Origin of the sequence: Pseudomonas sp. GCEP-101 (assembly GCF_025133575.1) — a bacterium.
Taxonomy (GTDB): Bacteria; Pseudomonadota; Gammaproteobacteria; order Pseudomonadales; family Pseudomonadaceae; genus Pseudomonas; species Pseudomonas nitroreducens_B.
Window position 1 is genome coordinate 5,183,923 of sequence record NZ_CP104011.1, and the last position, 24,873, is coordinate 5,208,795.

The window sequence follows — 24,873 nt, forward strand, 5'->3', positions numbered from 1 at the left end:
TGCCCGCCGCTCCGGCGCTGGGTGCGGCCCTCTCCCCCCGCCCTCTCCCTAAAGGGAGAGGGAGCTATCCGAGCCGGCTCTCATTTCCGGCGTACTCCTGAAACCTCCCATCACTCCGGACCAGTCCCCTCTCCCTTCAGGGAGAGGGTTAGGGAGAGGGTCCTTCCGGCCGCTCCGACGCTGGCCCTTACCCTCTCCGCAGCCCTGGCCGAGCACTCCTCCGAAAGCCAGGGAGCTATCCGCACGGCCATCAGGCCTGCACATCCGCCCCATGCCCCTCCGCCATCGCCACGACCACCTTGCGCGGCCCGCTGAAGGGCGAGCGCGCGTGGGCGGCGAGCATGTTGTCGAGCATCAGGACGTCGCCGCTGGCCCAGGGGAAGCTCACCTTGGCCTCCTCCAGCACGCCGCGGATGTCGTCGAGTACGGCGGTCTCGATGGGGCTGCCGTCGCCGTAGTAGACGTTGCGCGGCAAGTCTTCCTCGTCGACGATTTCCAGCAGGCTTTCGCGTACCTCCGGCGGCAGGTTGGAGACGTGGAACAGGTGCGCCTGGTTGAACCAGACCCAGTCGCGGGTGGCCGGGTGCTGCGCCACCGCCTGGCAGACCTGGCGGGTGCGCAGCTCACCGTCCTCCTTCCACTCCCAGCCGATGCCGTGGGCCTTGCAGTAGGCCTCGACCACGGCCGGGTCGTCGCTGTTGAACACCTGCTCCCAGGCGACGTCCAGGCCGTTGCCGTAGTTGCGGGTGTACATCAGCCCGCGTTCGCTGAAGCGCCGGCGAATGCCCGCGTCCACCTGGCGGTAGATCTCGCGGCTGTCGGCGATCGGCGTTTCGCCGCCGCTCTGCGCGGCCTGCACGCAGTAGAACCAGATCTTCATCGGCCACTCGCGGGTGTAGGCCTGCTCGTTGTGCAACGGGATGTGCTGGTGAGGCGGGTATTCGGTGGAGGTGTACACGCCCCGGGTGACGTTGCTGCGCGGGGTGGAGCCGAACTCGTAGTCGAGCAGCGGGTGGCCGAAGCCGGCGGCGAATTCACGGAAGCGCTCCGGCGCGCCAACCTGGAAGCCGCGAAAGAGAATGCCGGCGCACACCGGCAGGCGCTCCGCCACCAGTGGGCGCAGCTCGGCCAGGGCATCGAGCAGGTCGATGCCGTCGCCGCGGGCCTGCACCAGCAGCGGCAGGCCGCCGCGCGCTTCGGCCAGGGGAGCAATGTCGAACAGGGTGGAGGTGGGCATCGGGGTCTCCGCGTGGATCGATCAGGCCAGCGCTGCGCTGGTCGACTGGCCGGGCTGGCGCAGGTGACCGAGCAGCAGTTCGAGCAGGCGCGCTTCGCCGGCATGCAGGAAGAAGTGGCCGCCGTCGAGCATCTCCAGGGAGAAGCCGGCGCTGGTCTCGTCCTGCCAGGCCGACAGCGAGTCCACCGAGAGCCGGTCGGCCTTGCCGCCGAACACATGGATCGGGCAGGCCAACGGCGGGCGGGGGCGGTAGTCGTACAGGCCGCAGAGGAGGAAGTCGGCACGCATCACCGGCAGGGTCAGGCGCAGCATTTCCTCGTCGGCGAACACCGCGTCGGGCGTGCCGCCCAGGCGGCGCATGCGCTCGATCAGCTGGGCGTCGCTCTGCGCCTGCGCCAGCTCGCGATGGCTGTCGCGACGCGCCGGTGCGGAGGCCGCCGAGGCGAACAGCGCCTGCGGCATCGGCAGGCCGCGCTCGCGCAGGGCATGGGCGAGCTCGAACGCCAGCAGGCCGCCGAGGCTGTGGCCGAACAGGGCGTAGGGCTGATCGAGGCGCGCCGCAAGCTCATCGGCCAGTTGGCTGGCCAGGGCGCGCAGGTCGGTCTGCAGGTCTTCGGCGAAGCGCCGGCCGCGGCCGGGCAGCTCCACCGGGCAGACCTCGACCCAGCTCGGCAGTTGGCGCTTCCAGCGCGCATACAGCATGGCGCTGGCGCCGGAATACGGCAGGCAGAACAGACGCAGCATGGGTCAGTGCCCCGCCGCCGGGCCGTCCATCTTCTGCCGCAGGCTCAGCGGACGCATGTCGGTCCAGTTCGCCTCGACGAAAGCCAGGCACTCGGCCTTGCTGCCGCGCTGGCCGGCTTCGCGCCAGCCGGCGGGGACTTCCTTGTAGTCCGGCCACAGCGAGTACTGCTCTTCGCCATTGACCAGCACCTTGTACACCGCATCGTCGCGATCGAACGCCATCGCTCTTCTCCTTCAGCTGTCCGGGATGCCGGCCAGCGGCCACTACCGCTGTTTTCCGGCTCTGCCATGAAGACGAGGGAGGAGATGAAATAGTTAGTGTTCTCGGATGCGATTAATTCTCATAAGATATGCCCCGGCGAAATTTCCTGGCTTGCCCTTCACCTGAAAGACGAGAGTTCTGACGAATGGATGCGAATGAAAAATCTCCGAGCCTATGTGGGACCCCTTGTTCCAGAGCGAGAGTCGGAGTCTTCCGAATAAATTGATAATAATTATCATTTGAACTAGATTGACCGCCTCAACCCATGTGGACGTCCCCGCCTCCGCCGCCGCATAGGAAACCTTGCATGTCCAAGCCAATGCCCGCCGAGCCGCGCCCCGCTCTCCACGAGCTGTTCGCCACCCACCGGCAGACCTTCATCAATGCGGCCGCACGCATCCTCGGCTGCCGCAGCCATGCCGAAGACGTGGTGCACGATGCGTACCTCAAGCTCAATGCGAGCGACCTCACGCCCGGCATCCAGTCGCAGAGCGGCTACCTGATGCGCGTGGTGCGCAACCTGGCCATCGACCTCTATCGCCGCCAGGCGCTGGAGAAGCGCTATTCGGGGAGCGAGGAAGAAGGCCTGCACATCGCCACGCCGTCCGCCTCGCCGGAGATCGAACACGAGGACCGGCAGACCCTGGAGGCCATCTCCAGCGCCCTGCAGAGCCTGCCTGAACGCACCCGCTACGCCTTCGAGATGTACCGCCTGCACGGCCGCACGCAGAAGGAGATCGCCGAGGAACTGGGCGTATCCCCGACCCTGGTGAACTTCATGGTGCGCGACGCGCTGGTGCATTGCCGCAAGACGCTGAAGGGCCTCGAAGAAGGACGCCGCTGAGCCCTCAGCCCCGCGCCAGGGCGCGGAAGGTCAACCGATACTGCTCCGGCGTGGTGCCCGCGAGCCGCCGGAACATGGCGATGAACGCCGAGGGGCTGCTGTAGCCCAGGTTGAAGGCGATCTGCTGCACCCCTTCCCCCGATGCCAGTGCCTCGATGGCGGCGAGAAACCGCAGGCGCTGGCGCCATTCGCCGAACGACATCCCCAGCTCCCGCTGACAGGCCCTGGCCAGGGTGCGCTCGGTGCTGTGCACGCGCTCGGCCCACTGCGCCAGGGTGCGGTTGTCGCCCGGCTCGGCCTGCAGCGCGGCCAGCACCTCGCCCAGCGCACCGCCGCTGGCATAGGGCAGGTAGTCGTCGTGGGGCTGTGCGGCCTGCAGCTGGTCGATCACCACCTCGGCCAGGCGCTGGTCGGCGGCGCTCTGCGGGATGTTCACCCGGCGTGCGGCGAAGTCGGAGAGGATCGCCTTGAGGATGTCGCTGATGGCCAGCGTGCAGGGGCTCGGCGGCAGCTTGCGCGCCACCTCGGCGGACACATACAGCGAGCGGTAGATGATGGCTTGGCGGTTGTAGCAGCTGTGTTCGAGTCCCGGTGGCACCCACACGGCGTACTGCGGCGGCGAGAGGAAGCGCTGGCCGTCCACTTCCAGCTCCATTACGCCGTGCGACGCGTAGTTGAGCTGGCCCCAGGGATGGCGATGGCTGGGCGAGTGGGTGCCGGCGTCGAACTCGTCGTAGCGGAAGTACAACGCGGCGGGCATCTGGTCGATGTCGGGAAGCGGGAGCGGCAGCGCGCGGGTCATGTCCGAATGCCGGGGTGGATTGTCCGGTATTCATTATACGTCTGGATTCGGACGGGCGGACAATGGGCGCCATCGGTGGAGCACCCTCTCCCCAGCCCTCTCCCTGAAGGGAGAGGGAGCCGTTCGTGCCGGCTGACACAACGGCGTAATCCTGCTCCGAACCAGTCCCTCTCCCTTCGGAGCAGGGCGCGTAGCCAGGGCTGGGGAGAGGGAAACAGCCCCACTCCGAAGTCAATCCTGAGATCTGCAAGAACCCATGAACTACCTGTTCCCCCTGCTGGCCGTGGTCATCTGGTCCGGCAATACCGTCGTCAACAAGCTCGCCGTGGGGCAGATCGCCCCGGCGGAGATCGGCTTCTTCCGCTGGGTGCTCGCCGGCGCGCTGCTGACGCCCTTCCTGCTGCGCGCCACCCTCGCCCACTGGCCGGTGATCCGCGCCAACCTGGGCAGGATCGTCACCCTCGGCCTGCTCGGCATGGCCGTCTACCAGTGCCTGGCCTACTACGCCGCCGCGCTCACCTCGGCGACCAACATGGGCATCATCCTCTCGCTGATGCCACTGATGTCACTGGCGCTGGCCTCCGTGCTGCTGCGCCACCGGCTGAGCCTCGCCGCCCTGCTGGGGGCGCTGGTGTCGCTGGGCGGCGTGCTGCTGGTGATCACCCAGGGCAGCCCGCGGCAACTGCTCAGCCACGGCGTGAACCTGGGCGACGGCATGATGATCGTCGCCACCCTCGCCTACGGCGTGTATGGCGTGCTGCTGAAGAAGTGGAACCTGCCGCTGCCGCCGCTGCTGATGCTGTACCTGCAGGTGCTGGTGGCGATCGTCGCGCTGGCGCCGCTGTACCTGGCCTCGCCGCACCACGGCCTGTCCGCCGCCAACCTGCCGCTGGTGCTGTATGCCGGGCTGCTGGCCTCCATCGTCGGCGCGCTGGCGTGGATGCAGGGCGTCCAGCGCATGGGGCCGAGCCGCATGTCGCTGTTCTTCAACCTGCTGCCGGTGCTGACCGCCGCCATCGCCGCCGTGGTGCTGGGCGAGCGGCTCACCAGCTACCACCTGGTGGGCGGCGCGCTGACCCTGGCTGGCGTGCTGCTGGCCGAGTTATGGCGGCCGCGGGAGAAGCCCGCCACCGCCGTCAGCGCCCGCTGACGCGGATACGCGTGCAGGAGCGCGCCGTGCGCGCGATCGCGGGCGTGGCCCGCTCCTACAGGTCAGCAACTCGTAGGGCGCGCGTGTAGGAGCGAGCTTGCTCGCGAACCGCTTGACGCCAGTGCCTTCGGGAAATCCGTTCGCGAGCAAGCTCGCTCCTACAGGTTCGTGCCGGTGCGGAACTCGGCCATCAGCGTCGCCACCAGTTCCGCCGCCGGCATCTCCCGCGCCAGCGGCGCGCCCTGCCCGGCCCACTGCACGGCGAAATCGCTGTTGCCCTTGGCGGCTGCAGCGGCGGTCAGCGCCTTGGCCGCGTCGTAGGTGATCGGGTAGTCCGGCAGCGCCGGCGCAGTCGCGCTGCCGACGTCGGTGAACAGCCGATTGACCATGCCGCGCGCCGCGCGGCCGGAAATCGCCGCCGTCACTTCGGTGCGCTCGCCACGTTCGCCGCGCAGCGCCGCCTTGAACGCGGCGTTGGCCGAAGACTCGTCGGCGCCGATGAAGGCCGTGCCCATCTGCACCGCCTGCGCACCCAGTTCGAACACGGCGCGCATGCCCTGCCCATCCATGATCCCGCCCGCCGCGATCACCGGCAGCCCGGTGCCTTTCACCAGCGTACGCACCAGCGCGAAGGTACCGATGCGGGCGTCCTTTTCCGGCTCGAACACGCCACGGTGGCCGCCGGCCTCATAGCCTTGCGCGACAATGGCGTCGAGGCCCGCCGCCTCAATGGCGCGGCCTTCGGCGAGGCAGGTGGCGGTGGCCAGCAGGCGGATGCCGGCCGCTTTCAGACGGTCGATCCAGTCCTGCGGCGGCAGGCCGAAATGGAAGCTGACCACGGCCGGGCGCGCCTCGATGAGGAACTCCAGCATCTCGGGGTCGGCGAGGAAACTGCGGTAGATCTCGGTGATCTGCGTCGGCGGCTGCGCATCGAACTCGGCGAACAGCGGGCGCAGGTGTTCCAGCCAGGCGGCTTCGCGGGCCGGATCCGCCACGGCCGGGCGGTGGCAGAACAGGTTGAGGTTGAGCGGCTTGTCGGTCAGCGCGCGGGTCTGCGCCAGCAGCGCGCGGGCCTGGGCCGCGGTGCTCGCCCCCAGGCCGATGGACCCCAACCCGCCGGCATTGGACACCGCCGCGGCCAGCGCCGGGGTGGACACGCCGACCATCGGCGCCTGGATGATGGGGTGCTGGATGCCGAGCCGTTCGGTGATGCGCATGACGGGGTCCTCGTCGCGGGGCCGGCGGATTCGCCGCCGGGTGGTCGATCAATGGCTTGACTTACCATCTCATGAAGAGAATATTCTTCGCAACTTATTCTCTATTGAAGATCAATCATGGATCTCTCCAGCCTGGAAATCTTCCGTTGCGTGGCCGAGGAACAGAGCGTGACCCGCGCCGCCGCTCGTCTGCAGCGGGTGCAATCGAACGTCACCACGCGCATCCGCCAACTCGAGGAAGACCTGGGTGCGGCGCTGTTCCTGCGTGACGGCAAACGCATGACGCTGACCGACCAGGGCCGCGAATTCCTCCGTTACGCCGAACAATTGCTGGCGCTGGCCAACGAAGCGCGGCAGTCGCTGCACCCTCGCAGCGCCACCGGCAGCCTGCGCCTGGGCAGCATGGAGGCGGCCGCGGCGAGCCGCTTGCCGGCGATCCTCGCGCGCTTCCATCGCACCTATCCGGAGGTGGAGCTGCACATCAGCACGGGGCACAGCCAGAAACTCATCAATCAGGTGCTGGAGCGCCAGCTGGACTGTGCGCTGATCTCCCATCCGGACATCCTGCACGCCGAGCCCGGCTTCGAATCGCTGCTGGAGCGTGGCCTGTGCGCCGAAGCGGTCTTTCGCGAGGAATTGCTGCTGGTGCTGCCCGGCGACCATCCGCCGGTCACCCGCCCCGAAGACGTGCAGATCCGCACCCTGGTGGGCTTCGCCCGCGGCTGCACTTACCGCCAGCTGCTCGAGCGCTGGTTGAGGGGCGCTTCGCTCGCCGTGCAGGAGGTGGGCTCCTACCACGGCATCCTCGCCTGCGTGAACACCGGTTCCTGCTTCGGCGTGCTGCCGCGCTCGGTGCTGGAACTGCAACGGGACACGCCCGCCCTGCAGGTGGTGCCGCTGATGGAGGTGGACACCCTGCTGATCTGGCGCGATGGCTATGCCACCGGCGCCTTCCAGCGCTGGCGCGAAGCCCTGGAGGCGCGCCCATGAGCCGCGCTCGCCGCCTGCCCGCCGCACTCTCGGCGGCGCTGATCCTGGCCGTGGGCATGGGATTTGGCCGCTTCGCCTTCACCGGCCTGTATCCGCTGATGGTGCGCGACGGCGTGCTCAGCGTCACCGGCGGCTCCCTGGCGGCCTCGGCCAACTACGCGGGCTACCTGCTCGGCGCCCTGCTGCTGGCGCGCAGCCATGAGCGGCATGCGGCGCGCATCTGCGTGATGGCCCTGGCCGCTACACTGCTGGCCCTCGTTGCCATGGCCATTCCGGCGCCGGTCTGGTTCGCCGTCGGCGTGCGCCTGCTGGCCGGCGTGCTCACCGCCATGGTGCTGGTCAGCGCTGCGCAATGGCTGCTGCAGCGCATGGGCGAAAGCCACGGCGCGCCGATGATGTTCGCCGGCGTGGGCGTCGGCATCCTCGCCTCCGCGGAGCTGATCGCCGCCGGCAACGCCTTCGGCCTGGGCAGCGCGGCGATCTGGTGCGTGCTGGCACTGGCCGGGCTGGTGCTGTCGCTGCTCGCCGTGCCGGCGCTGGGCCGAGAAGCGCCGGCTGCGTCGCGGCACACGGCGAACGGCACCGGGCCGGCGCCGGAGCTGCCTGCGTCGATCATCCTGCTGGTCTACGGCCTGGCCGGCTTCGGCTACATCATCACCGCCACCTACCTGCCGCTGCTGATGAAGAGCGGCCTGGGCGCCATCGACCCGCTGCAGGTCTGGGCCGCGTTCGGCCTGGGCGCCGCGCCGTCCTGCTTCCTCTGGCACCGCCTGCACCTGAGGCTGGGCGGCCGCCGCGCGCTGGCACTGAACCTGCTGGTGCAGGCCGTGGGCGTGATGCTGCCGGCGCTGGGCGACTCCGCCCTCCTCTACCTGGCCAGCGCGGTGCTGGTGGGCGGCAGCTTCATGGGCACCGTGACCATCGCCATGCCGGCGGCCCGCGCGGTGGCCACGCAGGTGCGCTTCAACATGCTCGCGGCGATGACGGCGCTGTATGGCGTCGGGCAGATCATCGGCCCGCTGGCGGCCAGCGCGCTGCGTGGGTTGACTGGCAGCTTCATCCCGGCGCTCGCAGCCGCAGCGAGCGCTCTAATGGTGGGAGCATTGTGCTGTCTCCCCCTGCGCCGGAGTGAAGCCTGTAGGAGCGAGCTTGCTCGCGAACAGCCTCAACACCGTAGCTGCCGGTGAATTCGTTCGCGAGCAAGCTCGCTCCTACAAAAGAGAAAGGCAGCCGGCGCGTTGCCGTTCACGCCGGCGGTTGCTGGCGAAACGAAACGCCCAGCCGGTTCCACAGGTTGATCGCGCCGATGGCCACGGTGAGGTCCACCAGCTCGCGTTCGCTGAACGCGTCGCGGGCCGCCTCGAAGACCTCCAGCGGCACCTGGGACTCGGACAGCAGCGTCACGGACTCGCACCACGCCAGCGCCGCCCTCTCCCGTTCGGTGAAGAACGGTGACTCGCGCCAGACGCTGACGGCGAACAGGCGCCGTTCGCTCTCGCCGTTGCGCCGCGCCTCCATGGCGTGCAGGTCGGCGCAGAACGCGCAATGGTTCACCTGCGACACGCGCAGGCGCACCAACTCCAGCAGCGGCTTTTCCAGCGACAGTTCGAAGATGGCGGCTTCCAGCGCCAGCACCGCCTTCAGCGCTTCCGGCGAGGCGGTGTAGTAATCCAGACGCGGCTGCATGACGGCACTCCAGGGGATGACTCGGTGATTGTGCGCCGCGCCGTCCGGGCGGCGAGTGGCCAATCCAGGGAATTTCCACCGCGCAACTTCACCGCGCCACCGGCCGGCGCTACGCTTGCGCCACGGCACTGAACCTGCGGAGTCCGCCCTTGGAGCTGCACCTGATCATCCACGGCCAGAAGGATCTCGCCGGGCAACTCTATCGCCAGCTGCGCGAAGCCATCGACTCCGGCCGCCTCGCCGCCGGCAGCCGCCTGCCACCCAGCCGCCTGCTGGCCGAGCAGCTGGGCATTTCGCGCAAGACCATTTCCGACACCTACGCCCAGCTCACCTACGAGGGCGTGCTGGTGGGCAAGATCGGCAGCGGCACCTTCGTCAACACCCACCTGCCGCGCCACGACCGTCGCCGGGATGGCGTGCGCTTCGCCAGCCAGGACAACATCGAGCGCTGGGCCAGCCTCGACACGCGCCTGCGCCACCCCGGCGCCGGCACGGCCAGGGCCGACTTCATCGGCGGCGCCACCACCCAGCTGCAATTTCCCCAGGAGGAATGGCGGCGCTGCGTGAACCATGCGCTGCGCCAGATGACCGGCCTGCGCGGGCACTACAGCGCCCCCGAGGGCATCGCGCCGCTGCGCGACGGCATCGCGCGGCACATCGCCTACGCCCGTGGGGTGAACTGCCAGCTGGACGACGTGATGGTCTGCAACGGCGCGCAGCAGGCGCTGCACCTGCTCGCCCGCGTCATGCTGCGCCCCGGCGACAAGGCGGCCATGGAGGACCCCGGCTACACCCCGGCGCGGCTGATCTTCCAGACCCTGGGCGCCGAGGTGGTCAGCGTGCCGGTGGATGCCGAGGGCATCTGCGTGGCGCAGATTCCCGATGGCACGCGGATGATCTACACCACGCCCTCGCACCAGTTCCCGCTGGGCATGCCGATGAGCCCGGCGCGGCGCGAGGCGCTGCTGGCGCGGGCGCTGGAGCTGGGCGCGCTGGTGATCGAGGATGATTACGACAGCGAGTTCCGCTACGAAGGGCGGCCCACCGATGCGCTGCAGAGCCTCGACCGCCACGGCGTGGTGGCCTACATCGGCACGTTCTCCAAGGTGCTGCTGCCGGAGCTGCGCCTGGGTTACCTGATCCCGCCGCCGAGCCTGTTCCCGGCGCTGGTGCGTGCCCGGCAGATCGTGGACTGGCACAGCTCGACGCTGCCGCAGTGGGCGCTGGCGCGGTTCATCAGCGAGGGCTACCTGCTCAAGCACATCCGTCGCTGCCACGGCATCTACGCGGGGCGTCGCGAACGCATCCTCGCGCGGCTGGCGGGCGACCTGTCGCCCTGGCTGGAGGCGGTGCCGTCGGTGGCCGGCTTCCATCTCACCGCCCTGCTGCGCGAGCCGGTCAACGTGGCGCTGCTCTGCGAGCTGGCGCGCAAGGTCGACGTCGGCCTCTACGGGCTGGCGCCGTTCCATCACCAGGTGCCGGTGCGTGATGGCCTGCTGCTGGGGTTCGGCGCCATCGACACGCTGGACATCGACCCGGCGCTGGACAAGCTGCGCGACCTGCTGCAGCAGTTGGCCTGAGCCCTCGCTTCGATACCCGGTCGCTCTGGACGAATCCTGTAGGAGCGGGCCACGCCCGCGAACCGCGGACAATGTCCGCGCATCCCGGTGTGCATCAATGCCGTGAGCCCTGCTCACGGATCGCAGGCATGGCCCGCTCCTACAAAAGCCGCGCCGGGGCGTGCCCTCTCCCCCGCCCCCGCCCTTAAGGGAGAGGGAACTGCCCGTGCCGGCTGACATCCTGGTTTCAACCTGCACAGTACAGTCCCCTCTCCCTTCAGGGAGAGGGAAACACAGGCACGGACTTTCAGAGAAAGACAGTTGCTCCTACAAAAGGCACGCCACGGAGCGCTTTCGTAGGAGCGGACTCTGTCCGCGATCGCTTTCCGGCCACTGCGGGCATGACCGATGCCCCATCGCGGACGAAGTCCGCTCCTACAGGCGTCGGAGGCATCGCAACACGGCCCCAACAGATTGGCCCGGCGGTTTTTCGTGGAATTGGCGGTTCAGGCGCGCAGCGCAGGCTCGTACCCTTTCAGCATCGGCTTTGAAAGCCGGTTCCGGCCTTTACCGGATGCCGGCGCCAGCGCCCAATGGCCACCCCAGCACAAGGAGCCTCGCCATGTCCCCGTCCGCCATTGCCATCGTTCGCGTCCAGGCAGTCCCCGGCCAGGCCGCGGCGCTGGGTACTCACCTGTCTGCCCTGCTGGCGCAGGTGCGCCGGCAACCCGGTTGCCAGGCCGGCGAGCTGCACGCGCTGGCTGCCGACCGCTGGCAGGTGCTCACCCGCTGGGCCAGCCAGGCCGAGCTGGAGGCGCACCTGTCCGGGCCGAGCGCGCAGGCCTGGCTTGGCCAACTCGGCTGCGGCGACCTGGCGCTGGGCCTGGAGTTCGAAAGCCGCAGCGCCGAGTGATTCAGAACGCCGAGCGCACCAGCCCGCCGTCCACCCGCAGCGCCGCGCCATTGGTGGCGGACGAAGCTTCCGAGCAGACATAGAGCACCAGGTTGGCGATTTCCTCCGGGCGGGCGAAACGCTGCAGCAGCGAACCCGGCCGCGCGGTGCGGAAGAACTCCGCCTCGAACTCCTCGAACGGCTGGCCGCCGGAGAGCTTGTCGACGAACTCGCCCACGCCCTCGGACGCGGTCGGCCCCGGCAGTACCGCATTCACCGTCACCCCGGTGCCCGCGCAGTATTCCGCCAACCCGCGGGACAGGCCGAGCTGGGCGGTCTTGGTGACGCCGTAGTGGATCATCTCCAGCGGAATCTGGATGCCGCTCTCGCTGCTGATGAACACCACCCGCCCCCAGTTCTTCTGCTTCATCCCCGGCAGGTAGGCGCGGGACAGGCGCACGCCGGACAGCAGGTTGACGTCGAGAAAGCGCAGCCACTCCTGGTCGTCGATGTCCTCGAAGGGCTTGGGATCGAAGATGCCCAGGTTGTTCACCAGCACATCCACCGCCGGGTAGCGCTGCACCAGCGTGGCGATCTGCTGCGGGTTGGAGAGGTCACCGGCGAACCCTTCGACCTTCGCATCGCCCTGCCCGGCGCGAAGGCGCGCCAGGGCATCGTCCACCGAGGCCTGGCTGCGGCCGTTGAGGATCACCCGCGCCCCTTCGCGGGCCAGGCCCTGGGCGATGGCGAAACCGATGCCCTTGGTCGAGCCGCTGACCAGGGCGAGCTTGTCGGACAGGTGCAGGTTCATGCGGTGCCTCCGGAAGATGGGTCGATGCGCGGCCGATCCTTGCGCAAGGCGGCCATGGAGCGCTGAGCATAGATGACCACCGGCGCCGCGCCGGCTCGCAGGCTCAACGGTCGCCGCCGGCCTCAGGCCTGGCCGGCGCGGCGTGCCACTGCTCGCGCGGCACCCACTTGGGCTGCTGCGGGTCGCCCAGGTAGTGCGGCGACATGATCTGCACGCCGTACTCGTTGAACACGTCCTGGATATGCGCGTGCAGCAGGCTGAGCAGCTCCGCCCGCGGGCGCGGCTCGCTGGGAATCGCCTGGGCCACCAGGCGGTATTCGGGGTAGAAGTCCGACAGCGCGGTCTGGAACACCTGCGGCGTGGGCGTCGCGAGAATCCCCTCGGTACGCCGCGCCGCCTCGATCAGCATGGCCTCCACCTGCCGCCAGGGCGTGTCGTAGCCGATGGTGACCACGGTATCCACCACGTAGCCGGTGCCCTGCACGATGCGCGAGTAGTTCTTGGTCACCGAGCTGGTGATCATCGAGTTGGGCAGCGTCAGCACCTCGCCCAGGCCGGTGCGGATGGTGGTGTTGAACATGCCGACCTCAGTGACCGTGCCTTCATGCTCGCCGACCCGCACGAACTCCCCGGCACGCAAGGTGCGCGAATAGGTGAGGATCAGCCCCGACGCCGCCTGCCCGATGACGCTGGACGCGCCCAGGGAAATCATCAGGCCCACCAGCACCGACAGGCCCTTGAAGGCCTCGGTGCCGGAGCCGGGCAGGTACGGATAGGCCATGACGATGGCGAACAGCCAGATCGCCAGGGAGGTCAGCCGCGTGGTCGGCTGCAGGGTTTCCACGGTCAGCCAGCGCAGGTTGCCCGGCCGTGCCAGCCGCTGCAGCAGGCGGCGGCTGAAACCGCTGAAGGCGCGGGCGATGAGCAGGATGCACAGCGCCACCGCCAGGCCGGGCAGCGCATCGAGTATGCCGTTGACCAGGTAGTGCGCCAGGTCCAGCAGGTGCACGTTGAGGCTCTCGCCCCACGGCCGGGTGTAGGGGAACTGTGACAGCACGAAGCTCAGCCACTGATAGCTCAGCAGCGCCACCACCAGCCAGTAGAGCAGCGACAGCGACCGCCCCAGCAGGCCTTGCAGGTGCTGGGTATCCAGCAGCGGCGTGCCGCCCAGCCGCAGCAGGTGGGTGCGCCGACGCATCAGCCGCGGCAGCACGCCCAGGGCCTTGCCGCGCAGATAACCGGCGGCGCGCAGCAGCAGACCGTAGAGCACGCTGGCCAGCGCCGCATAGCCGGCGGCGCGGAGCAAAAAGTGCAGGCTGCGCGCCTCGCCGCTTTCCACCACGACCTGGCGCAGATTGGCGGCGGCCTTCTCCGCCGCCGCGCGCACCGAGGTGCCGGGCGGGTCGACGTCCTGCGGGGTAACGATGAAGGCGCGGCTGTAGCCCAGCAGCACCAGGTAGCTGTCCTGGATCGGGTCGATGCCGACGGCGAGCTCGCCCCCGTTTTCCAGCGCCTCGCCGATGATGGTGGTGGCCCGGTGCACCCGCGCCGCGGGCGACTCGCCCAGCAGCGTGCCGCGAAATACGATGACGCTGCGGTTATCGATCTTCAATTCTGCCGGCGGTTGCTCGCCGGCCACCACGGCGGCATCCCCTGCCGATGACGCTGCTGTCGCCGCCAACGGCCAGATGGCCAGCAGCATCCACAGGATCGCCCGCCCCGCCGAGCTCTTGACCATTGCCATCCCCCGTCGTCCTGGTTTGCATGTTGTTCCGATCGTTCGCACAAGCGTAGCCAACGCTGGGCAGTCCACCGGGGTGACGGCAATCAGGGGTCGCTCCCGCCGGCGTTCCTCTTCAGCCCTGATCCCATGGTCAGATTCCCAGCCCGCGCCGGCAGCGGCCCCGAGCGAAATTTATGTAAGAAAAACGGTACATGCCGGGTGCGAAATGTAGTGCGCTCCATCGCTTATGCCGCTGTAACTACTGGCGAAAATTGCTTTTCCGACTAGCGTCAATTCCGTAAGCAGATATGCGTAGGACTGCTTTTCTCTCGGGATTGACCAGTTGGAAATAGGGAAATGCAGGCCAAATATCGCTCGAAGCTTTTCCAGCCGGCGGCGCACGCCCTGGCCCTGGAGCAACGCATTCTGTTCGACGGCGCCGCCGCTGCGGCCGTCGACCAGCAACACCACGACAGCACCGCCGCCGAGGCGAAGGACACCGCCCAGCCGGCCACCGCCGTCGAGGCCCGCGCCCAGGCCGCCGCGCCCGCCCAGCCCGCGCCGCGCAACCTGGTGGTGATCGACGCCCGCCTGGAGAACCGCGACCAGCTCGCCGCCAACCTGCCGGTGGGCTCCAGCGCGCTGGTGGTGGACGCCGGCCAGGACGCCATTGCCGCGATCAGTAATGCGCTGGCGCAGCTGGGCAAGGTGGATTCCATCCAGATCTTCTCCCACGGAGCCACCGGCCAGTTCACCCTGGGCAACCAGACCTTCACCCGCCAGAGCGTCGACCAGTTGGGCGAGCGCCTCAGCGCCTGGCGCGGCGAACTCAACGCCGGGGCAGACATCCAGCTGTATGGCTGCGACGTCGGCGCCGGCAGCGCCGGGCAGGCGCTGGTCGATGAACTGGCGCGCTGGACCGGCGCGGACGTCGGCGCGTCCAGCAATGCGACCGGCGCCCGCAGCGCCGGCGGCGACTGGGACCTGGAAGTGCGCGCCGGCGACGTGGACAAATCCATCGCCCTGGGTGCCGATACCCTGCTCAGCTTCCAGGGCCTGCTGGCCAACGCCAGCCCCACCGTGGCCATGGGCAGCGGCGGCGCGGGCGTGCGCCTGGGCGATACCTTCACCTTCGACGTGATCTTCAGCAACCCGTCCACCCAGGTGGGCTACGCGCCCTATATCGACCTGTTCATGCCGGCCACCGGGCGCGACGGCAACGACGGCGCCACCTTCGTCTCCGCCACCTACCTGGGCCAGGCGGTGAAAAGCTTTGTGATCACCTTCGACGCCAGCGGCAACACCACCCACCCGCTGGCCAAGGACGCCAACGGCAGCGCCCTGGTGATCAACGCCGCCAGCGTCGGCATGAAGCCCGGCGACCAGATGGTGGTGCTGCAACTGCCCTACGCCAGCGTCGCCAGCGGCCAGCCGGCCATCGACATCCAGATCACCGCGCAACTGAGCAACCTGGCCGACACCAGCTATTCCGACGGCGCGCCCAACCTCACCATCAATGCCCGGGGCGGCTTCGAGTACGGCAACGATTCGCTGAACAACCCCGCGCAGGACCCGACCCTGGTGGAGGCCGCGCTGCACAGCTTCGTGGTCACCCCGACGCTGCTGTCGGTGACCCAGACGGTGAACATGCCCGAGGGCGAGACCGTCACCGGGCCGAACTTCACCCGCACCGAGACGGTCACCGTGACCCCGGCCCCCGGCCAGACGCTGACCAACGTCACCGTCACCCAGACCGTGCCGGACCAGGTCCACGTCAGCTCCATCACCCCCGGCGCCGGCGGCACCCTGACCTCCATCACCCTGCACGACGGCACCGTGCTGACCAACCCGACGCTGATCGCCGCGGCGCTGAACAACCCCAACGTGTTCGTCGCCAGCTACAGCATCCACTACGACACCCTGAGCGCCGCCAGCACCACCACGGTCGGCTTCTACGTGCCGGAGATCGACGCGGCCGGGCGCCCGGTGCTCGACCCCGCCACCGGCAACCCGCGCACCATCACCTTCGGCACCGCCACCGTGAGCGGCGACTGGAACCCGCTGGACGTGCGCGACCGCCCCCTCGACCCGGACGGCTACCCCTTCACCGTCACCGGCGATGGCGCGGGCGTCACCTTCGTCGCCAAGTCCATCACCCTGCTCAAGACGGTGAACCTGCAGAACGACGTCGGCAGCGTCGGCATCACCCCCGGCGATACGCTGCGCTACACCATGGACGTGGCGATTTCCGACTTCTACGCCTTCGGCAAGAACATCCTCGGCCAGGGCACCTTCACCGTCACCGACCAGCTCAGCGACGGCCAGACCTTCTCCGCCGCCAACCCGCCGAGCATCGTCATCCAGCAGCACGGCGGCACCCAGGTCATCCCGGTGATCTACACCGCCACGGTGAATGCCGACGGCAGCACCACGCTGGTCTTCGACATCGGCGCCTCCATCGCCGCCGCCGTGCAGGGGCCGGGCCTCTACGCGCTGTTCGGCGACCTCTGGGACGGCGATGCGCAGGAAGGCGCCACGCGGATGTCCATCGTCTACGACGCCACCATCGACACCACCTACACCACCGACCACCCGCCCCACGACCAGCTCAACGAGGGCGACAGCGTCAGCAACAACGCGGTGGTGGACGCCACCGTGCTGCGCGACTCGGTGAACCTGGGCGGCGAGCAGACCGACGGCTCCGCCACCACCAGCACCATCCAGACCTCGCAGATCGACATCCAGCTGACCCAGGTGAACGGTGGCGCGCCCGGCAGCAGCGAACTGCGCCCCGGCGACGTGGTGACCTTCACCATCACCTACGACCTGCTGGTGGCGGACTACGAGAACTTCACCCTCACCGCCTACCTGCCGCTGCCGCTGCTCACCTCCCAGGTGGTCGACTGGACCCAGGGCACCGGTGTCGGCCAGTGGACCTTCGGCGCCGGCAACAACATCGGCGACGTGCCGGACTCCGTGCGCACCGGGCCGGGCAACTCGATCATCTTCAACTTCGGCAACTACGCCTCCACAGGCCTCAACGGCGCCCGCGTGCAGGTGCAATTCACCATGCGGGTGGGCGACCAGCCCTTCGCTGACCAGCGCGAACTCGACGTGCTGGCGCAATCCAGCCAGACCACCACCATCGACAAGACGGTGCTGATCTCCTCGGACGTGGCGGTGATCGAATCGGTCGCCGAGCCGGTGCTGGACATCAAGCACGGCGTAGTCTCCACCACCCACGGCACGGTGACCGGCACCACCGGCACCTGGGCCCAGCCGGGCACCAGCGGCGTGCCCTTCAGCGGCAGCGTCACCAGCCTGGCGGCGGTGGACGGCAACGTCAGCGGCATCGACGGCGCCGACACCCTGCGCCTGGCCACGGCGATCAAGAACAGCGGCGGCGGCAACGCCTTCGACGTGTCCACCAGTATCACCCTGCCGGCGGGCCTGGCCTTCGTCGGCGGCAGCCTGTCCAGCGCCAACCTGCAGATCCATCGCGGCGACGGCACGCTGCTGGTGCAGGGTGTGGACTACAGCGTGAGCGGCAACAGCATCACCTTCCTCGACGCCAACAACCAGGGCACCCTGCTCGCCGGCCGCGCCGGCACCGCCAATGACCTATCCGGCGCCAACGTGGTGGTGATCACCTACGACGTCACCGTCGATAACGCCATCCTCGCCTCGCGCACCCTGCAGAGCAGCGCCGCGCTGACCCACTACGCCAGCGTCGAGGGCGGCCAGGACTTCACCCCGGTGGACCTCGTCGAGGTCGCCAACCAGCAGGTGGCCGCGCCAAGCATCAGCAAGACCTACCAGAACGGCAGCCTCAGCGACGACGACTCCAGCGCCAGCCACACCACCGGCAGCAACCTGGTGATCGGCGAGAAGATAACCTACGACATCGTCGTCACCCTGCCCGAAGGCAGCACCGCCAACCTGCGCCTGGCCGACCTGATCCCGCCGGGCCTGCGCCTGGATCTCACGGCATTCGGCGGCGCCGGGTACCAGATCATCACCACGGCCGCCGGCAGCGGCGCGCTGGGCCTGGATTTCGCCGGCAACGTCAGCGTCCTCAGCTTCAGCGGCGACGGCAGCGATGGCGGCGACCTGAACCTGGTGTTCAGCGCCGCGGGCTCCACGGCGGACAACAACCTGGGCAACAACGCCTTCGTCATCCGCCTGGTGCTGGTGGCGAGCAACGTGCAGGGCAACCAGCAGGGCGTCACCCTGAACAACGGCGCGCAGCTGACCTACAGCGACCCCGACGGCGACACGCCCAATGGCGCCACGGCGGTCGACCGCACCGTCGCCAGCCCGCAGCAGCCGGCGGTGACCATCGTCGAGCCGACCCTGACCGTCAGCCAGCAGGTGCTCTCCACGCCCACCTACGGCGGCTTCGACGAAGGCGACACGGTCACCTACACCATCACCATCGGCAACACGTCCGGCACCAATGCCTTCGACCTCAGCCTGCTGAACATCCTGCCCACGCAGATGGACAACATCGTCATCAACGGCACGGTCTACAACGGCGGCGCCACCAACAACGGCGGCGTGGACTTCGTCATCCAGAACGGCCAGCTGGTCACCGCCAACGGCGCCAACATCGATATCGCCAACGGCGGCAGCATCGTCATCACCCTGACGGGCGTGGTGAACGCCACGGCAGCCGGCCAGGCGGTCATTTCCAACAGCGTCGTGGTGCGCTGGACCAGCCTGGACGGGCTCAGCAACGCCACCGACACCGCCGCTGGCGAGCGCGGCGGCGACGACGGGCTGCTCAACTCCGGCGTGCTCAACGACTACCGGCAGATCAACACGCTGCTGATCCCCGTCACCAACGGCATCCAGGTGTCCCGCGTGGGCGGCCTGGACGCGACGCCCCCGGCCACCAACAGCTCCGGCGTCACAGATACCGCCGGGCTGGAGGAAACCGTGGTGGTCGGCGAGATCGTCCGCTATCGCGTGGCGGTCGTGGTGCCCACCGGCGACAACCCCAACTACCAGATCCGCATCGAGCTGGCTGCTGGGCTGGAATTCATCCCCGCCAACCTCAACAACATCCTCATCGCCCTGGGCTCCAGCGCCCTCGGCGGGCTGACCACCGACGCCACCAACCTGATCAGCGGCGGCACGCTGGGCATGGTCGGCAACCAGAACAGCGACGTCTCGCTGCCGATCCACCCGGACCTGTCCGGCGACAAGCCCACCGGCGTCTTCGACATCAACAACGGCCGCCTGCAGATCGTCACCAACGCCGACGGCAGCCAGACCGTGACCTTCAACCTGGGCAACCTCACCAACACCGAGGTCAACGACGGCGACATCGAGGGTGTGATCCTCGAGTTCAACGTCCGCGTCGCCAACATCGCCAGCAACCAGAGCGGCAAGCAACTGGGCGTGAACGTGTTCGAACACGTCGGCGACAACGGCGGGGTCGATCGCGGCCACAGCGCCACGGTCTTCGAGCACGTGGTGGAACCGAGCTTCACCGGCATGGACAAGTCGGTGATCGACATCGCCGCCGGCAGCGTCGCCGGCACCACCTCGGCCACCGTGTCGGTCGGTTTCACCCAGAACGGCGAGGTGCCGGCCTACAACGTCGTGCTGCGCGACCAGTTCCCCAACGGCAGCGACTACGCCATCCAGAGCATCGTCATCAACGGCACCTCCTACACCACCGGCACCCTGCCCGCCGGCGTCACCGCCAGCATCGTCGGTGGCCAGGTGGTGCTCAACTTCGACCAGTTGAACGTCGGCGACACGGTCCAGGTGATCTACAGCGTCACCTTGCCCAACACCATCGTCCCCGATGACGCCAGCAGCTCGGCGGTACTGACCTGGACCAGCCTGCCCACCAGCTTCGAGAACGCCGGCTGGGGCGGCTCGCTGCCGCTGACCGCCGGCGGCGTCGACGGTGAGCGCACCGGCCAGGACGGCGCGAGCGGGCTGAACAACTACATCCTCAGCGACGGCGCCGGCATGGGCGTGGTGCAAGGCACCCTGTGGGATGACACGAAATCGGCCACCAACAGCGTGACGCCCGACGGCCCCGGCCTGGGCGGCATCGGCGTGACGTTGACCTGGGCCGGCGACGACGGCCTGTTCGGCACCGGCGACGACCGCCTCTTCAGCACGACGACGGCCGCCGACGGCACCTACCAGTTCGCCATCCTGCCCTCGGGCAACTACCTCGTGGCGGTGGCGCAGAACTTCGCCCAGGCGAGCAACAACCGCTTCCACGTGCGCGTCGATACCGACACCGGCACCTCCACCGTGGGCCTGGGCAGCATCAACCTGAACCTCGCCGAAGGCGCCATCGGCATCGCCGACGCCGGCTACGTGCACCTCAACGAAGCGCCGATCAACACCGTCGCCGACCAGCATGGCGCGGAAGACACCGTGCTGCACATCGTCGGCCTGGCCACCAGCGACGTCGACGTCAACGCCGGCAATGCCGACGGCATCATGACCGTCACCCTCAGCGTGGTGCACGGCGTGCTCTGGCAGAGCGCGACGACGCCCGGCGCGAGCGACGCGCCCCCGGCCGGCGCGGGGCGCACCCTGGTCCTCACCGGCACCCTGCAGCAGATCAACGTGCTGCTCAGCCAGATCTATTACAAGGGCGACCAGGACTTCAACACCTTCCGCGACCGCGAAACCCTGACCATGGTCACCAACGACCAGGGCAACTTCGGCGACGCGGACGGCGATGGCATCCCCGGCGAAAACCCCGACGACGCGCTGAAGGACACCGACACGCTGAACATCGTCATCGACCCGGTGAACGATGCGCCCATCGCCAATCCCGACCTGGCCATCGCGCTGGAAGCCGGCGGCCTGAACAACGCCGACCCCGGCATCGATCCCACCGGCAATGTGCTGACCAACGACACCGACGTCGACATCCAGACCAACAACGACGTGCTCCGGGTCACCCGCCTGGAGAACTCCTTCGGCGGCTTCGTCACGGTGCCGGCTACCGGCGTGGTGAGCCTCGCGGGCCGCTACGGCACGCTGTTCATCACCGCCAGCGGCGGCTTCCAGTACGTGGTCGACAACAACAACGCCGCGGTCCAGGAACTGCGCACCACGGCCGACTTTCTGCGTGAGTCCTTCGGCTACTTCATTGCCGACACGGGCGGCCTGACCAGTTCGACCTCCCTGACCATCGACATCCACGGCGCCAACGACACCCCCATCGCCAGTGGCGACACCGGCACCGCCATCGAGGCCGGCGGCACCAGCAACGGCACGCCCGGCCAGGACGCCACCGGCAACGTACTGACCAACGACACCGACGTGGACTCGGTGGCCCTGGGCGAGACCAAGGCCGTCAGCCTCGTTCGCTACGACGGCCCCGGCGGCGGACGGATCTTCGCCGTCAGCCCCGGCGCGGCGACCACGGTGCAGGCCAGCTTCGGCCGCCTGACCATCAATGCCGACGGCTCCTACCGCTACGTGATCGACAACAGCCTGCCGGCGGTGCAGGCGCTCTCCCCCGGCGAGTCGCTGGTCGAAGACTTCACCTACCAGATGACCGACGCCGGCGGGCTGAGCTCCATCACCACCCTGACCATCACCCTTCGCGGCGCCAACGACGCACCGGTGGCGGTGGACGACCACGCCAGCGCCACGGCCGGCGCCAGCGACGGCAGCCCGGCGCCGGTCAACGCCAGCGGCAATGTGGTCGCCGGTGTCGGCGGCGTCGGTGCCGACACCGACGTCGACCACGCCGACCAGCCCAACGCCACGAAGCTCAAGGTCGATGGCGTGCGCTCCGGCCTGGAAAGCGCGGGCGGGGCACTCACCGGCGTCGCCAGCGGCATCACCACCACGATCACCGGCACCGTCGCGCGGCTGGGCAACGGCAGCCTGATCAGCGGCAGCTTCGGCCAGCTCGCCATCAACGACGACGGCACCTTCACCTTCACCGTCAACAGCGCCGACCCGGCCATCCGCGCGCTCGCCGCCAACCAGAGCCTGGACGTGATCTTCACCTACCGCATCCACGACACCGGCGGGCTGACCGACCAGGCGCAACTGGTGATCACCGTCACCGGGGTCAACGACCCGCCGGTGGTCAACCCGGTCAGCGTGGACGCCATCGAAGCCGGCGGCCTGCTCAACGCCACCCCGGGCCTGGACCCGAGCGGCAGCATCCGCGGCGCCTACAGCGACCCGGACGGCGACCCCGTGACCATCACCGGTTTCATCAACTTCAACGGCGCCGCCGGCACCCTCGGCCAGAGCCTGGTGGGCCGCTTCGGCAGCCTGGTGCTCGACGCCCAGGGCAACTACCGCTACGTGGTGGACAACAACAACCCCCTGGTGGAGGCGCTGCGCACCCACCAGCAAACCCTCAGCGACGTCTTCCAGTACACCGTCAGCGACGGCCAGGGCAAATCCGTCAGCGCAAGCTTCACCATCGTCATCCACGGCCGCGACGACACCCCCATCGCCCTGGACGACAGTGGCATCGCCATCGAGGCCGGCGGCACCAACAACGCCACGCCGGGCGTGCCCGCCCTCGGCAATGTGATGACCAACGACCTCGACGTCGACGGCACCAGCTATGGCGAGACGCGCACCCTCGACGCCCTGCACACCGGGGCCAAATCCACCAATGGCGCATTCCTCAGCCTGGTCAACGGAACGCGCACCCTGGACGGCAACTACGGCAGCCTCACCCTCAATGCCGACGGCTCCTACCGCTACGTGGTCAACGACAACCTCGCCGCCGTCCAGGCGCTCAAGACCGGCGACAGCCTGACGGAAGTCTTCACCTACCGCATGCACGACACCGACGGCGCCGCCTCCATCGCCCAGCTGACCATCACCATCGAAGGCCGCTACGACGCCCCCGTGGCCCACGACGACATCAACTACGCGGTGGCCAACCTCGACGGCAGCGGTGGGCGCAACCCCACCGGCAACGTGATCAGCGGCCTGGGCGTGCTCGGCACCTACTTCGGCACCGACACCGATGTCGATGCCGGGGATCACATGGTGGTCACCGGCATCGGCGTCGGCGCGGAGAACCGCACCCCGCCGCTGACCGCCGTGCCGGCCGGCACCAGCAACGCCAATGGCCAGGTCATCCAGGGCGTCTTCGGCACCCTGGTGATCGGCGCCGACGGCAGCTACCGGTACGTCGTCGACAGCACCAACCCCACCATCGTCTCCCTCGGGCCGCTGGCCTTCGCCATCGAATCCTTCACCTACCAGGTGACCGACGACGGCGGCCTCAGCGACCAGGCCACGCTGTTCATCATCATCCGCGGGCGCAACGACCCGCCGGTGACCGAGCCGGACTTCGGCACCGCGGTGGAGGACGGCGGCCTGCACAACGCCATACCGGGCAGCAACCCCTCGGGCAACGTGCTGGCCAACGACACCGACCCGGACACCATCACCAGCATCCCGCAGGACGTGATGCACGTGGTCTCGTTCTGGGCCGGCGACGGCCCGCCCCCGGCCGATGCCGCCGTGCCCGGGCAGACCCTGCGAGGCCTGTACGGCAACCTGACGATCAACGACGACGGCAGCTGGAACTACGTGCTGGACAACTCCCTGCCCGAGGTCGAGGCCCTGCGCGCCAGCGGCCAGACCCTGCAGGACCGGTTCACCTACCTGGGCGCGGACATCTGGGGCGGCGCGACGCCGGGCGTGCTCACCGTCGTCATCGACGGGCGCAACGACACCCCCATCGCCAGCGACGACAGCGCCCTGGCCGTGGAGGCCGGGGGCGTCCACAACGGCACTCCCGGCGTCGACCCGCGCGGCAACGTGCTGGACAACGACACCGACGTCGACGGCGTGCAGTACGGCGAAACCAAGGCGGTGCTGGACTTCACCAGCCAGAACGGCACCACGGTCAGTGCCGGCACCGTGCTGCAGGGGCTGTACGGCAGGCTGACGATCAACGCCGACGGCAGCTACGAGTACCGCGTCGACAACGACAATCCCACCGTGCAGGCCATGCGCAGCGCCAACGAGAAGCTGCAGGAAGTCTTCACCTACCGCATGCGCGACACCGCCGGGGCCACCTCCGATGCGCGCCTGACGGTGGTCATCCTGGGCGCCAACGACAACCCGGTGGCGCGCGACGACAGCAACAGCGCCACCGACCAGACGCCCGCGCCCCAGGCCAGCGGCAACGTCCTGCCCAACGACAGCGACGTGGATGGCGGCGACGCCTTGACCGTCACCGGCATCCGCACCGGCCAGGAAACCGACACCGGCGCCGCCGGCGTGGTCGGCCAGCCCATCGCCGGGCGCTACGGCACGCTCGTGCTCAACGCGGACGGCAGCTACACCTACCGCATCGACCTGAGCAACCGCGAGGTGCTGGCCGCCGCGGGCCTGGGCCAGGTCCTCAAGGACCATTTCACCTACACCATCAGCGACCTGGCCGGCGCCACCGACGACGCGGTGCTGACCATCACCCTGGACATCGCCACGCCGTACATCCCGCCGGGGCCGCACCTGGACCGCTTCGGCGACGACGGCTACCCGCGCGATCGCCTGCCCAACGTGGACCCGGCGATCTTCGTGCAGCCGGTGGTGGAGCGCATCGACGACCGCCTCTCGCTCTCCGCCTGGGGCGCCGACGGCAGCAACATCGATCTCTTCGCCACGCCGGAGATCGAGAGCCCGTCGCTGGGCGCCAACCTCGGCCAGGTGAAGGGCCAGTTCGTCGCCCGCGCCGTGGCCGAGAGTCGCCGCGCGGCGGCCCTGGACAAGAACTGGGTGGACGGCCGCCATGGCGTCATCAGCCTCAGCGCCGACGGGCTGCTGCCCGACCCGTCGCTGTGGGCCCCCTTCCCCGCCGACATGGTCGGCAAGACCGATAAAGCACAGACCGCAGCGGGCTTCCGCGCCCAGCTGCGCGAGGCCGCCCAACGCCGGAGCGGCCAATGAGGAATGCGCGCCCCCTTTGCACGGATCAAG

15 protein-coding genes are annotated in these 24,873 nt (G+C 68.8%); 7 read left to right on the forward strand and 8 right to left on the reverse strand.

Annotated elements, in window-relative coordinates; genetic code table 11:
• Positions 1 to 250 precede the first annotated feature (250 nt).
• The 3 genes from N0B71_RS23440 to N0B71_RS23450 are packed head-to-tail and all read right to left on the reverse strand — an operon-like array spanning position 251 to position 2,203.
• Positions 251 to 1,237, reverse strand: a complete 987-nt coding sequence (locus tag N0B71_RS23440; RefSeq protein ID WP_259755215.1) for a TauD/TfdA family dioxygenase — start codon at positions 1,235 to 1,237, stop codon at positions 251 to 253.
• 21 nt (positions 1,238 to 1,258) lie between these two features.
• Complete coding sequence (locus N0B71_RS23445; protein ID WP_259755217.1) at positions 1,259 to 1,981, reverse strand: thioesterase II family protein; 723 nt, start codon at positions 1,979 to 1,981, stop codon at positions 1,259 to 1,261.
• A gap of 3 nt (positions 1,982 to 1,984) precedes the next feature.
• Positions 1,985 to 2,203: an MbtH family protein gene (locus N0B71_RS23450; protein ID WP_259755218.1), complete on the reverse strand. Its 219-nt coding sequence runs from the start codon at positions 2,201 to 2,203 to the stop codon at positions 1,985 to 1,987.
• A 347-nt stretch (positions 2,204 to 2,550) separates the two neighbouring features.
• Between N0B71_RS23450 and N0B71_RS23455 the strand changes: the two genes are divergently transcribed.
• A complete protein-coding gene (locus tag N0B71_RS23455) occupies positions 2,551 to 3,087 on the forward strand; it encodes an RNA polymerase factor sigma-70 (RefSeq protein WP_259755220.1) in 537 nt (178 codons plus the stop codon).
• A 4-nt stretch (positions 3,088 to 3,091) separates the two neighbouring features.
• On the opposite strand, the gene N0B71_RS23460 is transcribed toward N0B71_RS23455, so the two are convergent.
• Positions 3,092 to 3,889: an AraC family transcriptional regulator gene (locus tag N0B71_RS23460; protein WP_259755221.1), complete on the reverse strand. Its 798-nt coding sequence runs from the start codon at positions 3,887 to 3,889 to the stop codon at positions 3,092 to 3,094.
• A 256-nt stretch (positions 3,890 to 4,145) separates the two neighbouring features.
• Here N0B71_RS23460 and N0B71_RS23465 point away from each other — a divergent pair, with 256 nt between their 5' ends.
• On the forward strand, positions 4,146 to 5,039 hold the full coding sequence (locus N0B71_RS23465; RefSeq protein WP_259755222.1) for a DMT family transporter: 894 nt from the start codon (positions 4,146 to 4,148) through the stop codon (positions 5,037 to 5,039).
• A gap of 158 nt (positions 5,040 to 5,197) precedes the next feature.
• On the opposite strand, the gene N0B71_RS23470 is transcribed toward N0B71_RS23465, so the two are convergent.
• Complete coding sequence (locus N0B71_RS23470) at positions 5,198 to 6,256, reverse strand: NAD(P)H-dependent flavin oxidoreductase (protein ID WP_259755223.1); 1,059 nt, start codon at positions 6,254 to 6,256, stop codon at positions 5,198 to 5,200.
• 117 nt (positions 6,257 to 6,373) lie between these two features.
• Between N0B71_RS23470 and N0B71_RS23475 the strand changes: the two genes are divergently transcribed.
• Both N0B71_RS23475 and N0B71_RS23480 read left to right on the forward strand, forming a co-directional pair.
• Complete coding sequence (locus tag N0B71_RS23475) at positions 6,374 to 7,246, forward strand: LysR substrate-binding domain-containing protein (protein ID WP_259755225.1); 873 nt, start codon at positions 6,374 to 6,376, stop codon at positions 7,244 to 7,246.
• A complete protein-coding gene (locus N0B71_RS23480) occupies positions 7,243 to 8,433 on the forward strand; it encodes a YbfB/YjiJ family MFS transporter (RefSeq protein ID WP_259755226.1) in 1,191 nt (396 codons plus the stop codon). Before N0B71_RS23475 ends, N0B71_RS23480 begins: the two co-directional genes overlap by 4 nt.
• 58 nt (positions 8,434 to 8,491) lie before the next feature.
• Here the strand turns inward: N0B71_RS23480 and N0B71_RS23485 are convergent, their stop codons facing one another.
• Positions 8,492 to 8,932 (reverse strand): carboxymuconolactone decarboxylase family protein, encoded by a 441-nt coding sequence (locus N0B71_RS23485; protein WP_259755227.1) that lies wholly within the window; start codon positions 8,930 to 8,932, stop codon positions 8,492 to 8,494.
• 149 nt (positions 8,933 to 9,081) lie between these two features.
• Between N0B71_RS23485 and pdxR the strand changes: the two genes are divergently transcribed.
• Both pdxR and N0B71_RS23495 read left to right on the forward strand, forming a co-directional pair.
• A complete protein-coding gene (gene pdxR, locus N0B71_RS23490) occupies positions 9,082 to 10,512 on the forward strand; it encodes a MocR-like pyridoxine biosynthesis transcription factor PdxR (RefSeq protein WP_259755229.1) in 1,431 nt (476 codons plus the stop codon).
• A 601-nt stretch (positions 10,513 to 11,113) separates the two neighbouring features.
• Positions 11,114 to 11,404 (forward strand): putative quinol monooxygenase, encoded by a 291-nt coding sequence (locus N0B71_RS23495; RefSeq protein WP_259755231.1) that lies wholly within the window; start codon positions 11,114 to 11,116, stop codon positions 11,402 to 11,404.
• Position 11,405: 1 nt separating this feature from the next.
• Here N0B71_RS23495 and N0B71_RS23500 read toward each other — a convergent pair whose 3' ends face one another.
• Positions 11,406 to 12,194 carry an SDR family NAD(P)-dependent oxidoreductase gene (locus N0B71_RS23500; RefSeq protein WP_259755233.1) on the reverse strand — a complete coding sequence of 263 codons (789 nt, stop codon included), beginning with the start codon at positions 12,192 to 12,194 and terminating at the stop codon, positions 11,406 to 11,408.
• Positions 12,195 to 12,297: 103 nt separating this feature from the next.
• Positions 12,298 to 13,938 (reverse strand): mechanosensitive ion channel family protein, encoded by a 1,641-nt coding sequence (locus N0B71_RS23505; protein ID WP_259755236.1) that lies wholly within the window; start codon positions 13,936 to 13,938, stop codon positions 12,298 to 12,300.
• A 336-nt stretch (positions 13,939 to 14,274) separates the two neighbouring features.
• Here N0B71_RS23505 and N0B71_RS23510 point away from each other — a divergent pair, with 336 nt between their 5' ends.
• Positions 14,275 to 24,843 (forward strand): VCBS domain-containing protein, encoded by a 10,569-nt coding sequence (locus N0B71_RS23510; protein WP_259755237.1) that lies wholly within the window; start codon positions 14,275 to 14,277, stop codon positions 24,841 to 24,843.
• The last annotated feature ends 30 nt before the right edge of the window (positions 24,844 to 24,873 follow it).